At 70.3% G+C, this 12,601-nt stretch carries 8 protein-coding genes and 3 pseudogenes; 7 read left to right on the forward strand and 4 right to left on the reverse strand.

Going from position 1 to position 12,601, the window contains the following annotated elements:
- Positions 1 to 218 precede the first annotated feature (218 nt).
- The 4 genes from secD (at position 219) to relA (ending at position 6,341) form a co-directional block, all read left to right on the forward strand.
- Positions 219 to 1,970 carry a protein translocase subunit SecD gene (secD, locus tag ACFY9E_RS37970; protein ID WP_390992691.1) on the forward strand — a complete coding sequence of 584 codons (1,752 nt, stop codon included), beginning with the start codon at positions 219 to 221 and terminating at the stop codon, positions 1,968 to 1,970.
- 1 nt (position 1,971) lies between these two features.
- Positions 1,972 to 3,090 (forward strand): protein translocase subunit SecF, encoded by a 1,119-nt coding sequence (secF, locus tag ACFY9E_RS37975; protein WP_390992694.1) that lies wholly within the window; start codon positions 1,972 to 1,974, stop codon positions 3,088 to 3,090.
- Entirely contained in the window at positions 3,087 to 3,626 is a 540-nt protein-coding gene (locus ACFY9E_RS37980; protein WP_390992697.1) for an adenine phosphoribosyltransferase, read from the forward strand. Before secF ends, ACFY9E_RS37980 begins: the two co-directional genes overlap by 4 nt.
- Positions 3,627 to 3,818: 192 nt before the next feature.
- Complete coding sequence (gene relA, locus ACFY9E_RS37985; RefSeq protein WP_390992700.1) at positions 3,819 to 6,341, forward strand: GTP pyrophosphokinase; 2,523 nt, start codon at positions 3,819 to 3,821, stop codon at positions 6,339 to 6,341.
- Positions 6,342 to 6,412: 71 nt separating this feature from the next.
- Here relA and ACFY9E_RS37990 read toward each other — a convergent pair whose 3' ends face one another.
- Positions 6,413 to 7,642, reverse strand: a complete 1,230-nt coding sequence (locus ACFY9E_RS37990) for a DUF349 domain-containing protein (protein ID WP_390992703.1) — start codon at positions 7,640 to 7,642, stop codon at positions 6,413 to 6,415.
- Between the two features lie 136 nt (positions 7,643 to 7,778).
- Positions 7,779 to 8,624: a peptidylprolyl isomerase gene (locus ACFY9E_RS37995; protein ID WP_390992706.1), complete on the reverse strand. Its 846-nt coding sequence runs from the start codon at positions 8,622 to 8,624 to the stop codon at positions 7,779 to 7,781.
- Positions 8,625 to 8,791: 167 nt separating this feature from the next.
- On the opposite strand from ACFY9E_RS37995, the gene ACFY9E_RS38000 reads away from it, so the two are divergent.
- The 3 genes and pseudogenes from ACFY9E_RS38000 to ACFY9E_RS38010 all read left to right on the forward strand — a co-directional run.
- Positions 8,792 to 9,499 carry an MBL fold metallo-hydrolase gene (locus ACFY9E_RS38000; RefSeq protein WP_390992709.1) on the forward strand — a complete coding sequence of 236 codons (708 nt, stop codon included), beginning with the start codon at positions 8,792 to 8,794 and terminating at the stop codon, positions 9,497 to 9,499.
- 11 nt (positions 9,500 to 9,510) lie between these two features.
- The gene (gene hisS / locus ACFY9E_RS38005) at positions 9,511 to 10,773 is read left to right on the forward strand and encodes a histidine--tRNA ligase (protein ID WP_390992711.1); all 1,263 of its coding nucleotides are present in this window, start codon (positions 9,511 to 9,513) and stop codon (positions 10,771 to 10,773) included.
- A gap of 148 nt (positions 10,774 to 10,921) precedes the next feature.
- Positions 10,922 to 11,128 (forward strand): annotated as a pseudogene (locus ACFY9E_RS38010) (ABC transporter permease); the annotation flags it as partial.
- A gap of 47 nt (positions 11,129 to 11,175) precedes the next feature.
- Here the strand turns inward: ACFY9E_RS38010 and ACFY9E_RS38015 are convergent.
- Together ACFY9E_RS38015 and ACFY9E_RS38020 are read right to left on the reverse strand one after the other, a co-directional pair.
- A pseudogene (locus tag ACFY9E_RS38015) lies at positions 11,176 to 11,715 on the reverse strand (ABC transporter permease); the annotation flags it as partial.
- Positions 11,712 to 12,582 (reverse strand): annotated as a pseudogene (locus ACFY9E_RS38020) (ABC transporter ATP-binding protein). The pseudogenes ACFY9E_RS38020 and ACFY9E_RS38015, both read right to left, overlap by 4 nt.
- Positions 12,583 to 12,601 lie beyond the last annotated feature (19 nt).

The raw sequence follows: 12,601 nt of genomic DNA on the forward strand, positions 1-12,601 counted from the left end.
GCCGGGCCCCCCCCCGGGGGGGGGGGGGGCGGGCCCCCGGGGGGGGGGGGGGGGGGGGGGGGCCCCCCCCCCCCCCGTTTTTTTTGGGGGGGGGGGGGGGGGGGGCCCCCCCCCCCCCCCCCCGGGCACACGCCCAGCTCGCACGGAATCCCGACACCATGTCATGGCCGCCCGTCCGCCGATCCGGAGCGAGGTGGCCCGAGAGGGAGTACGAGAAGGTGGCCACACCTAAAAAGGGCAGGAACGCGAGCGCCCAGAGCAAGCCGGGGCGCTCGCTGGCCCTGATCCTGATCGCCATCGCGGCGCTCACCGGTGGGATGTTCGCCACGGGGCACACGAAGCCCCGTCTCGGCATCGACCTTGCCGGCGGTACGAGCATCACGCTCCGCGCGGTCCCCGAGGCCGGCAACGAGGCGGCGATCAACAAGACCAACATGGACACGGCCGTCTCCATCATGGAGCGCCGTGTCAATGGTCTGGGCGTCTCCGAGTCCGAGGTCCAGACGCAGGGCCGGGAAAACATCATCGTCAACATTCCCAAGGGCACCAACTCGGAGCAGGCCCGCAAGCAGGTCGGCACCACCGCCAAGCTCTACTTCCGCCCGGTCCTGCAGCGCGAGGCCGCCCCCGGCGAGGCGACACCCACCCCGAGCGCGCCCCCCAGCGGGAGCGCCTCCCCGAGCGCGTCCAGCACCGACAAGGCCAACGAGTCTGCGGCGCCCGGCTCCGCCAGCCCGTCGGCCACCGCCACCTCGCAGGGCCGCGCCGTCACCGACGCGCTGAAGGCGGACGCCACGCCGTCCGCGAGCAACAGCCCCGAGACCTCCGGCAGTCCCTCGCCGTCCAGCACCGCCGGCTCTCCGACCAGCGAGCTGGAGAAGAAGTACGCGGCCCTCAACTGCACCGATCCGAAGCAGCGAGCCACCGCGGGCAAGGAAGCCAAGAACGACCAGCCCACCGTCGCCTGTGGCCAGGACGGCAAGGAGTGGAGCAAGTTCCTGTTGGGTCCGGTCGACGTCGACGGCACACAGATCGACAAGGCCCAGGCGAGCTTCGACACCCAGGGCGCCGCAGGCTGGCAGGTCGACATGACCTTCAACTCCGCCGGTGGCAAGAAGTTCGCCGACATCACCGGCAAGCTGGCGCAGCAGACCACCCCGCAGAACGAGTTCGCGATCGTTCTGGACGGTGAGGTCGTCTCCCACCCGTTCGTCCAGACCGCCATCAGCGGCGGTAACGCGCAGATCTCCGGCAGCTTCACCCAGGAGGAGGCCAAGAGCCTCGCCAACATGCTGTCGTACGGCGCGCTGCCGCTGACCTTCAAGGTGGACAGCATGACGACCGTGACCGCCGCGCTGGGCGGTGACCAGCTGAAGGCCGGACTGATCGCCGGCGCCATCGGTCTCGCGCTGGTCGTCATCTACCTGCTGGCCTACTACCGCGGCCTGTCGTTCATCGCGATCCTCTCGCTGCTGGTCTCGGCCGCCCTCACCTACACGCTCATGGCCCTCCTCGGCCCGGCCATCGGCTTCGCGCTGAACCTGCCGGCCGTGTGCGGTGCCATCGTCGCGATCGGCATCACCGCGGACTCGTTCATCGTGTACTTCGAACGCGTCCGCGACGAGATCCGCGAGGGCCGCACCCTGCGCCCCGCCGTCGAGAGGGCCTGGCCGCGCGCCCGGCGCACCATCCTGGTCTCCGACTTCGTGTCCTTCCTCGCCGCCGCGGTGCTCTTCATCGTCACCGTCGGCAAGGTCCAGGGCTTCGCCTTCACACTCGGCCTGACCACCCTGCTCGACGTGGTCGTCGTGTTCCTCTTCACCAAGCCGCTGCTGACCCTGATGGCCCGCCGCCCGTTCTTCGCGAACGGCCACAAGTGGTCCGGCCTCGACCCGAAGAGCCTGGGTGCCCAGCCGCCGCTGCGCCGCACCCGCCGCCCCGCCGCCCCCGTCGACCCCAAGGAGGCCTGAGATGTCGAAACTCGGCACCCTCGGCGCCCGACTGCACCGTGGCGAGGTCGGCTACGACTTCGTCAAGAACCGCAAGATCTGGTACGGCCTCTCCATCCTGATCACCATCACGGCCATCGTCGGCCTGGCGGTCCGGGGCCTGAACATGGGCATCGAGTTCCAGGGCGGCGCCGTCTTCAACACCCCGAAGAACACCAGCGCATCGGTGTCCCAGGCGGAGGAGTACGCGGAAGAGGCCTCCGGCCACGACGCGATCGTCCAGAAGCTCGGCGACGGCAGCCTGCGCATCCAGGTCGCCGGCATCGACACCGGCGCGGCGAACCAGATCAAGAACACGCTCGCCGACGACCTCAAGATCGACGCGGAGCAGATCAACGCCGAACTGGTCGGCCCCAGTTGGGGTGAGCAGATCGCGAACAAGGCCTGGCAGGGCCTCGGGATCTTCCTGGTCCTGGTGGTGATCTATCTGGCGATCGCCTTCGAGTGGCGCATGGCCCTGGCCGCGTTCGTCGCGCTGATCCACGACATCACCATCACGGTCGGCATCTACGCCCTCGTCGGCTTCGAGGTCACCCCGGGCACGGTGATCGGTCTGCTGACCATCCTCGGCTACTCGCTCTACGACACGGTCGTGGTCTTCGACAGCCTCAAGGAACAGACGAGGGACCTCACCAAGCAGACCCGCTGGACCTACAGCGACGTCGCCAACCGGTCGATCAACAGCACTCTGGTGCGCTCCATCAACACCACGGTGGTCGCGCTGCTGCCGGTGGCGGGCCTGCTGTTCATCGGTGGCGGTGTCCTCGGCGCCGGCATGCTGAACGACATCTCGCTGTCGCTGTTCGTCGGCCTCGCCGCCGGTGCCTACTCCTCGATCTTCATCGCCACCCCGCTCGTCGCCGACCTCAAGGAGCGCGAGCCGGCGATGAAGGCCCTGAAGAAGCGCGTGCTGGCCAAGCGGGCCCAGTCCGCCGCCAAGGGTGAGACGCCCGACGTGCAGGGCGGCGAGGAGGCGTACGCCGACGAGCCCGAGGACGGCGCACCCGCGGTCGTCGGCCCCCGCAACCAGCCCGCCTCCCGCAACCGCGGCCGTGGCCGTCCCTCGGGGAAGCGCCGATGACCGACATCAGGGAGCTGCTGCTCAGCCGCATCCGTGACGTGGCCGACTACCCGGAGCCGGGCGTGATGTTCAAGGACATCACCCCGCTCCTGGCGGACCCGGCGGCGTTCACCGCACTGACCGACGCCCTCGCCGAGATCGCCGAGCGCGCCGGCGCCACCAAGGTCGTCGGCCTGGAAGCACGGGGCTTCATCCTCGGCGCCCCGGTCGCCGTCCGAGCCGGCCTCGGCTTCATCCCCGTACGCAAGGCGGGCAAGCTCCCCGGAGCCACCCTCGCCCAGGCCTACGACCTGGAGTACGGCTCGGCGGAGATCGAGGTGCACGCCGAGGACCTGAACGCGGGCGACCGCGTCCTGATCGTGGACGACGTTCTCGCCACCGGCGGCACCGCCGAGGCCTCGGTCCAGCTCATCCGCCGGGCCGGCGCCGAGGTGGCCGGTCTCGCCGTCCTGATGGAGCTCGGCTTCCTGAGCGGCCGCGCCCGCCTGGAGCCGGCGCTGAACGGCGCCCCGCTGGAGGCGCTGCTCACGGTCTAGCGACCCCGTGGCGGCCCGGGGACACCGGCACCACATCGCGCAGGCGGGCCCGGAGGAATCCGGTGCCCGCCTCGTGCGTTTCCGGGGTAGACGGTCCTCACATTGGCCTGAAGGCGATCCTGGAGCTCAGGATCGCTACCATGGGGGTCCGGAGCCTGACCGGGGGACCCGGATCGCGCACGAGGAGTCCTCTTGCCAGACGAGGCCCAGCACCTGACCGCCGCCAAGCCCGAGTCCGCCTCGGCGGCCGCGGCGAAGCCCGCGCCGAACGCGCCCCACGCGAAGAACGACACCCGCGGGCCGGTCGAACACGCCCAGGCGGCGCCGGTCGACAAGCCGGAGGAGCAGTCGCGGCCCAAGCCCACCCCGCCGCCCGCGGTGCGCCAGGCCGCCGGACAGCCGGCCCGCTCCGGCTCCTCCAACCGCGTCCGCGCCCGTCTGGCCCGGCTCGGTGTGCAGCGCGCGAACCCCTACAACCCGGTGCTGGAGCCGCTGCTGCGGATAGTGCGCAGCAACGACCCGAAGATCGAGACGGCCACCCTCCGCCAGATCGAGCGCGCCTACCAGGTCGCCGAGCGCTGGCACCGCGGCCAGAAGCGCAAGAGCGGCGACCCGTACATCACGCACCCCCTCGCCGTCACGACCATCCTCGCCGAGCTGGGCATGGATCCGGCCACGCTGATGGCGGGCCTGCTGCACGACACGGTCGAGGACACCGAGTACGGCCTGGAGGACCTGCGCCGCGACTTCGGCGACGTCGTCACCCTGCTCGTCGACGGCGTCACCAAGCTGGACAAGGTCAAGTTCGGCGAGGCCGCGCAGGCGGAGACCGTGCGCAAGATGGTCGTCGCCATGGCCAAGGACCCGCGCGTCCTGGTCATCAAGCTGGCAGACCGCCTGCACAACATGCGCACCATGCGCTATCTCAAGCGCGAGAAGCAGGAGAAGAAGGCGCGCGAGACCCTCGAGATCTACGCGCCGCTCGCCCACCGCCTGGGCATGAACACCATCAAGTGGGAGCTGGAGGACCTCGCCTTCGCGATCCTCTACCCCAAGATGTACGACGAGATCGTCCGGCTGGTGGCCGAGCGGGCGCCGAAGCGCGACGAGTACCTGGCCATCGTCACCGACGAGGTGCAGCAGGACCTGCGCGCGGCCCGCATCAAGGCGACCGTCACCGGCCGTCCGAAGCACTACTACAGCGTCTACCAGAAGATGATCGTCCGCGGCCGTGACTTCGCGGAGATCTACGACCTGGTGGGCATCCGCGTCCTCGTGGACACCGTCCGCGACTGCTACGCGGCCCTCGGCACGGTGCACGCGCGATGGAACCCGGTCCCCGGCCGGTTCAAGGACTACATCGCGATGCCCAAGTTCAACATGTACCAGTCGCTGCACACGACGGTCATCGGCCCCGGCGGCAAGCCGGTCGAGCTGCAGATCCGCACCTTCGACATGCACCGCCGCGCCGAGTACGGCATCGCCGCGCACTGGAAGTACAAGCAGGAGGCCGTCGCCGGCGCCTCCAAGGTGCGCAGCGACGCCCCCAAGTCGTCCGGCAAGGGCAAGGACGACCACCTCAACGACATGGCGTGGCTGCGCCAGCTCCTGGACTGGCAGAAGGAGACCGAGGACCCGGGGGAGTTCCTGGAGTCCCTGCGCTTCGACCTCTCCCGCAACGAGGTCTTCGTCTTCACCCCCAAGGGCGACGTCATAGCGCTCCCCGCCGGTGCCACCCCGGTCGACTTCGCCTACGCGGTGCACACCGAGGTCGGCCACCGCACCATAGGCGCCCGCGTCAACGGCCGGCTGGTCCCGCTGGAGTCCACCCTCGACAACGGCGACCTGGTGGAGGTCTTCACCTCCAAGGCGGCCGGCGCCGGGCCCTCCCGCGACTGGCTCGGCTTCGTCAAGTCACCGCGGGCCCGCAACAAGATCCGCGCCTGGTTCTCCAAGGAGCGCCGCGACGAGGCGATCGAGCAGGGCAAGGACGCCATCGTCCGCGCCATGCGCAAGCAGAACCTGCCGATCCAGCGCATCCTGACCGGCGACTCCCTGGTGACCCTCGCGCACGAGATGCGCTACGCCGACATCTCCGCGCTGTACGCGGCGATCGGCGAGGGCCATGTCTCCGCGCAGAACATCGTGCAGAAGCTGGTCCAGGCCCTGGGCGGCGAGGAGGCCGCCACCGAGGAGATCGACGAGTCGGTCCCGCCGGCCCGCGGACGCAGCCGCAAGCGCCGCTCCAGCGCCGACCCGGGCGTCGTCGTCAAGGGCGTCGACGACGTGTGGGTCAAGCTGGCCCGCTGCTGCACACCCGTCCCGGGCGACCCCATCATCGGCTTCGTCACCCGCGGCAGCGGCGTATCGGTCCACCGCAGCGACTGTGTGAACGTCGACTCGCTGTCCCGGGAGCCCGAGCGCATCCTCGACGTCGAGTGGGCGCCCACCCAGTCCTCGGTCTTCCTGGTCGCCATCCAGGTCGAGGCCCTGGACCGCTCCCGGCTCCTGTCCGACGTCACCCGCGTGCTGTCCGACCAGCACGTCAACATCCTGTCCGCGGCCGTCCAGACCTCCCGGGACCGCGTCGCCACCTCCCGCTTCACCTTCGAGATGGGCGACCCGAAGCACCTCGGCCACGTCCTGAAGGCGGTCCGGGGCGTGGAGGGCGTCTACGACGTGTACCGGGTGACGTCGGCGCGCAGCAGGTCGTAACCGGTCGTCGCAGGACCACACGAAAGGGGCTCCCGTACACCGTGTACGGGAGCCCCTTTTCGACCGACTGCTCAGCCGCCGAACTCCTGCAGACCCTTCAGCGCCTGGTCCAGCAGCGCCTGGCGGCCGTCGAGCTCACGCTGGAGCTTGTCGGCCTTGGCGTTGTTGCCCTGCGCCCGGGCCTGCTCGATCTGGCCCCGCAGCTTGTCCACGGCGGCCTGGAGCTGACCGGTCAGCCCCTCGGCACGCGCGCGTGCCTCCGGGTTCGTCCGGCGCCACTCGGCCTCCTCGGCCTCCTGGATGGCCCGCTCGACCGCGTGCATCCGGCCCTCGACCTTGGGCCGGGCGTCGCGCGGCACATGGCCGATGGCCTCCCAGCGCTCGTTCACGTTCCGGAACGCGGCGCGGGCCGCCTTCAGGTCCGTGATCGGCAGGAGCTTCTCGGCCTCCTCGGCCAGCTCCTCCTTGAGCTTGAGGTTCTCCGTCTGCTCCGCGTCCCGCTCCGCGAAGACCGAGCTGCGGGCCGCGAAGAAGACGTCCTGGGCGCCGCGGAAGCGGTTCCACAGGTCGTCCTCGTGCTCGCGCTGGGCACGGCCCGCGGCCTTCCACTCGGACATCAGCTCGCGGTAACGCGCCGCCGTCACGCCCCAGTCCGTCGAGTTCGACAGCGCCTCGGCCTCGGCGACCAGCCGCTCCTTGGTCTTGCGGGCCTCCTCGCGCTGCGCGTCCAGCTGCGCGAAATGCTGCTTGCGCCGCTTGGAGAACGCCGACCGGGCGTGCGAGAACCGGTGCCACAGCTCGTCGTCGGACTTGCGGTCCAGCCGCGGCAGGCCCTTCCAGGTGTCCACCAGGGCCCGCAGCCGCTCACCGGCCGCCCGCCACTGGTCGGACTGCGACAGCTCCTCCGCCTCGGCGACCAGCGCCTCCTTGGCGTGGCGGGCCTCGTCGGACTGCTTCGCCCGCTGCGCCTTGCGCTCCTCACGGCGCGCCTCCACCAGCTCCACGAGCTTGTCCAGCCGGACCCGCAGGGCGTCCAGGTCGCCCACCGCGTGATGCGCGTCGACCTGCTCCCGGATGTGGTCGATGGCGGCCTGGGCGTCCTTCGCCGACAGGTCGGTGGTCTTCACTCGCTTCTCGAGGAGGCCGATCTCGACAACCAGGCCCTCGTACTTGCGCTCGAAGTAGGCCAGCGCCTCCTCGGGGGAGCCCGCCTGCCAGGAACCGACGACCTGCTCGCCGTCGGCCGTACGCACGTACACGGTCCCCGTCTCGTCGACGCGGCCCCACGGGTCGCTGCTCACAGCGCCTCCTCCACATGATGCCTGCGAGGGGCCTGTAGCTCCCCCGGGCATCGTCCACAGTTTCGTCACGGCCAACATAGGCGACCGGCGGGGGGCCTGTCCGCATCCCGCGCGACCGAAATTTCGCAGTTGGGGGTCAGGATTCGCTGATCGTGGCCTTGTTGATCACGACCGTCGCGTTGGGCGCGGTATTGCCCGTCTGAGGGTCGGGAGCCTGCGCTCCGGCCTTGGCGATCTTCTGCAGAATCTTCATGCCCGCTTCCGACACCGTGCCGAACGGTGTGTAGTCGGGCGGCAACTGGCTGTCCCGGTAGACGAGGAAGAACTGGCTGCCGCCGCTGTTGCGGCCCTGCTTCGTCTGCGCGTTGTACTGGTTCGCCATCGCGACCGTGCCCGCCGGGTACACCCCGCCCTTGAGGCTCTTGTCCTTGAGGTTCTCGTCCGGGATGGTGTAGCCCGGTCCGCCCATGCCGGTGCCCTGCGGGTCGCCGCACTGCAGGACGTAGATGTTCTGGTCCGTGAGCCGGTGGCACTTGCTGTGGTCCAAGTAGCCCTTGCCGAGAAGGAAGTTGAACGAGTTGACGGTGTGCGGCGCGGCCGACGCCTTCAGCGCGACGTCTATCTCGCCGCAGGTCGTGTCCAGCTTCATCGTGTACTTCGCCGACTTGTCGATGGTCAGCGCCGGTTCCTTCTTCCAGGTCTCCGACTTGACCTTGCCCGGGGCCGGCTTCTCGCACGGGTCCGGGGCCTTGCTGGGCGTGGCGCTGGGCGTGACGTCCGCGTTGGCGTTCTCCGTCTTGCCGTTGTCCTCGAACGGCTTGGTCAGGAAGACCGTCACCGAGAGCACCACGATCACGCCGAGAGCCGAGGCGATCACGGAGTTGCGGATACGGGCCTTGCGTCGCGCGTCCGTGCGTCGCTGCTGCTGCCGCAAGAACTTCTCCCGGGCGAGCTGACGCCGCCGCTGTTCCTGGCTGACCACCGGGTTCTCTCCTCATGGGTCTCGAACGTCGACCGGTACGCGTGCGTCCTGTGTGCCGAGCGCCTGCGTGTGCCCCGTACCGTATATGGGTTCGCTGAGGAATCGGCAGCGCCGGTAGGCTCTGTGAGCAGCCGTAGCCGCCCGTATCGACACAACGAAGGACGATCGTGCTCATTGCCGGGTTCCCCGCCGGGGCCTGGGGGACGAACTGTTACCTCGTCGCCCCCGCCGCCGGTGAGGAGTGCGTGATCATCGACCCCGGCCATCAGGCCGCCGACGGCGTCGCGGAAGCGATCGCCAAGCATCGGCTCAAGCCGGTCGCCGTCGTCCTCACCCACGGCCACATCGACCATGTGGCCTCGGTCGTCCCGGTGTGCGGCGCCCACGACGTGCCGGCCTGGATCCACCCCGACGACCGGTACATGATGAGCGACCCAGAGAAGGCGCTCGGCCGTTCCATCGGGATGCCGCTGATGGGCGAGCTGACCGTGGGAGAGCCCGATGACGTCAAGGAACTGGCCGACGGGGCGAAGCTGGAGCTGGCGGGCCTGGAGTTGTCCGTCGCGCACGCGCCCGGCCATACCAAGGGGTCGGTGACCTTCGGCATGCCCGAGGCGGCGGACATCCCGCCGATCCTCTTCTCGGGCGACCTGCTGTTCGCCGGCTCCATCGGACGCACCGACCTGCCCGGCGGTGACATGGCCGAGATGCTCGACTCGCTGGCCCGCGTGTGCCTGCCGCTCGACGACTCGACCGTGGTGCTGTCCGGCCACGGCCCCCAGACGACCATCGGCCAGGAGCGCGCCGCCAACCCGTATCTGCGGCAGGTGGCGGCCGGCCAGGGAGCCTTCGAGGCTCCCCGACGAGGAATGTGACGAGACCTTCCGTGAGCACCTTCAAGGCCCCCAAGGGCACGTACGACCTGATCCCGCCGGACAGCGCCAAGTACCTCGCGGTCCGCGAGGCCATCGCCGCGCCGCTGCGCAACTCCGGCTACGGCTACATCGAGACGCCCGGCTTCGAGAACGTCGAGCTCTTCGCGCGCGGGGTCGGTGAGTCCACCGACATCGTGACCAAGGAGATGTACGCCTTCGAGACCAAGGGCGGCGACAGGCTCGCCCTGCGCCCCGAGGGCACGGCCTCCGTCCTGCGCGCGGCGCTGGAGGCCAACCTGCACAAGGCCGGCAACCTCCCGGTCAAGCTCTGGTACTCCGGCTCGTACTACCGCTACGAGCGTCCGCAGAAGGGCCGCTACCGCCACTTCTCCCAGGTCGGTGCCGAGGCGATCGGCGCGGAGGACCCGGCGCTGGACGCCGAGCTGATCATCCTGGCCGACCAGGCGTACCGCTCGCTGGGCCTGAGGGACTTCCGGATCCTGCTGAACAGCCTGGGCGACCAGGAGTGCCGCCCCGTCTACCGGTCGGCGCTTCAGGAGTTCCTGCGCGGCCTGGACCTGGACGAGGACACCCTGCGCCGTGCGGAGATCAACCCGCTGCGCGTCCTGGACGACAAGCGCGAGTCCGTCCAGAAGCAGCTGGGGGACGCGCCGCTGCTGCGTGACTACCTGTGCGACGCGTGCAAGGCGTACCACGAGGAGGTCCGCGAGCTGATCACGGCGGCGGGCGTCGCCTTCGAGGACGACCCGAAGCTGGTCCGCGGCCTGGACTACTACACCCGCACCACCTTCGAGTTCGTCCACGACGGCCTCGGCTCGCAGTCCGCCGTGGGCGGCGGGGGCCGCTACGACGGTCTGTCCGAGATGATCGGCGGCCCCGCGCTGCCGTCCGTCGGCTGGGCCCTCGGCGTCGACCGCACGGTCCTCGCGCTGGAGGCGGAGGGCATCGAGCTGGAACTGCCGGCCACCACCAGCGTGTTCGCCGTCCCGCTCGGCGAGGAGGCCCGCCGGGTCCTGTTCGCCAAGGTCACCGAACTGCGCAAGAACGGCATCGCGGCCGACTTCTCCTACGGCGGCAAGGGCCTCAAGGGCGCCATGAAGAACGCCAACCGCAGCGGCGCCCGCTACACGGTCGTCGCCGGCGAACGCGACCTCGCCGAGGGCGTCGTCCAGCTCAAGGACATGGAGTCGGGCGAGCAGACGGCGGTGGGCGTGAACGAGATCGTGGCAGAGCTGGAAGCCCGGCTCGGCTGAGACACCCCCGCACACCGGGAAGGCGCCGGTTGTCCGGCGCCTTCCTCATCGCTCCAGCAGCCCGCACCGCATCGCGCCCGCGACGGCGGCGGCCCGGTCGGTCCCTCATAACCGCCCGGTCACTTCGATGCCTTGCGTGGGTGCGGTGGGGGCGGCCCTGCTCGGCTTCGCGATCGGCTCGGTCCCGAAATCCGCGAACAGTGCGAGCTCGGTGGTCGTCCTGCCCTTCCTGGTGCTCCAGTTCATCTCCGGTGTGTACATCGCCATCGGCACCATCCCCGACTGGATGCTGACCGTCGGGGCGCTGTTCCCGTTGAAGTGGATGTGCCAGGGGCTGCGCGGGGTGTTCCTGCCGGCGGCGCAGGCGCCTGACCGACCGGACCGTCGCCGTCACCGGAGCCATACGGCTGGGACTACTGGAGCAGTGAAAACGCAGGCCGTGATGCCCAGCACGAAGATCCACGCCAGGTCGAACCACCGGCCCGCGTCCGCGGGCAGGTCCACGCCGTAGCAGGTCGTGCCGACGAGAAGGAGGATCGCCGTCTCCAGCAGACCGGTGAAGAGAACCAGCCAGATCTTGCCGAGGAAGTAGGCCGCCGGCGGCATCGGCGTGCCCCGGAGCCGGCGCAGCACCTTGTCCTCCCGCTCGATGGCGATCGAGATGCCGAGCGCCTGGAAGCTCGTCGACATGATCCCGGCGGCCATCATCGCCGGCACGTACAGCTGCGAGGCGGTGACGCCCGCGCCCTCCACGTCGTCCCGGAAGATCGAGGCGAACAGGAACAGCAGAACCACCGGGAAGGCGAACGTGAACACCACCTGGTCGCGCTGGCGGAAGAACTGCCGGATCTCCAGGGCGCCCCGCCGCAGCCCGAGCCCCCACGCACCAGGCAGCCGTCCGACGCCGACCTCGCCGCGCTCCCGTACGACGGTCGTGCTCACCGTGCCTCCTCCTCGGACTGTCCGGTCAGCCGGAGGTAGACGTCCTCCAGCGTGGGGCGGCTCACCGTCAGCCCGGGATCTCGCCGCCGAAACGGCGCGTGAGCCCGGCGACGGTCCGGGTCGGCGTCCCGGTGCGCACCGCGCGCGGGGTGCCGTCCGGCTCGGTCCAGGCGACGGTGGCCTCGGTGCCGTAGCGCTCCCGCAGGATTCCGGGTTCGCCCTCGGCGACGATCCGGCCCCCGGCGACGACGGCGAGCCGGTGCACGAGGGCCTCCGCCTCCTCCAGGTAGTGCGTGGTCAGCAGGATGGTCGTGCCGTCGTCGGCCAGGGCGCGGATCAGCGACCAGAACTGCCTGCGGGCCGCAGGGTCGAACCCGGTCGTCGGCTCGTCCAGGAGCAGCAGGTCGGGGCCCCGATGACGCCGAGCGCCACGTCCAGGCGCCGGCGCTGGCCCCCGGACAGGGCCTTGATCCGGCTGTCCGCCTTCGCCTCCAGGCCGACCAGGGCGATGACCTCCCGCGGGTCGCGCGGCCGGGGGTAGTAGCGGGCGAAGTGCCGCACCGTCTCCCGGACCGTCAACTCGGCGGGCGCCGATTCGTCCTGCCGGACGATTCCGACACGTGAACGCCAAGCGCGCGTGCCGACCGACGGATCCGACCCGAGCACGGACACCTCGCCCGCGTCCCGGTCCCGGTTGCCCTGGAGGATCTCCACCGTGGTGCTCTTGCTCGCGCCGTTGGGTCCGAGCAGGCCGAACACCTCGCCCCGCCGGATGCCGGGATCGATGCCGTCGAGGGCGGTCACACCCCCGTAGCGCTTGCTCAGCCCCCGCACCTCCACGGCGAGTTCGTACCCCTGTGCTGTCATGCGACGAGCGTCGGCCGGA

Source organism: Streptomyces sp. NPDC012466, from assembly GCF_042955215.1.
Lineage (GTDB): Bacteria > Actinomycetota > Actinomycetes > Streptomycetales > Streptomycetaceae > Streptomyces.

What these genes read in the sequence shown, in the direction of transcription:
- secF (WP_390992694.1), top strand. Translation starts at nt 1,972, where the DNA reads ATGTCGAAACTCGGCACCCTCGGCGCCCGACTGCACCGTGGCGAGGTC.
- ACFY9E_RS37980 (WP_390992697.1), top strand. Translation starts at nt 3,087, where the DNA reads ATGACCGACATCAGGGAGCTGCTGCTCAGCCGCATCCGTGACGTGGCC.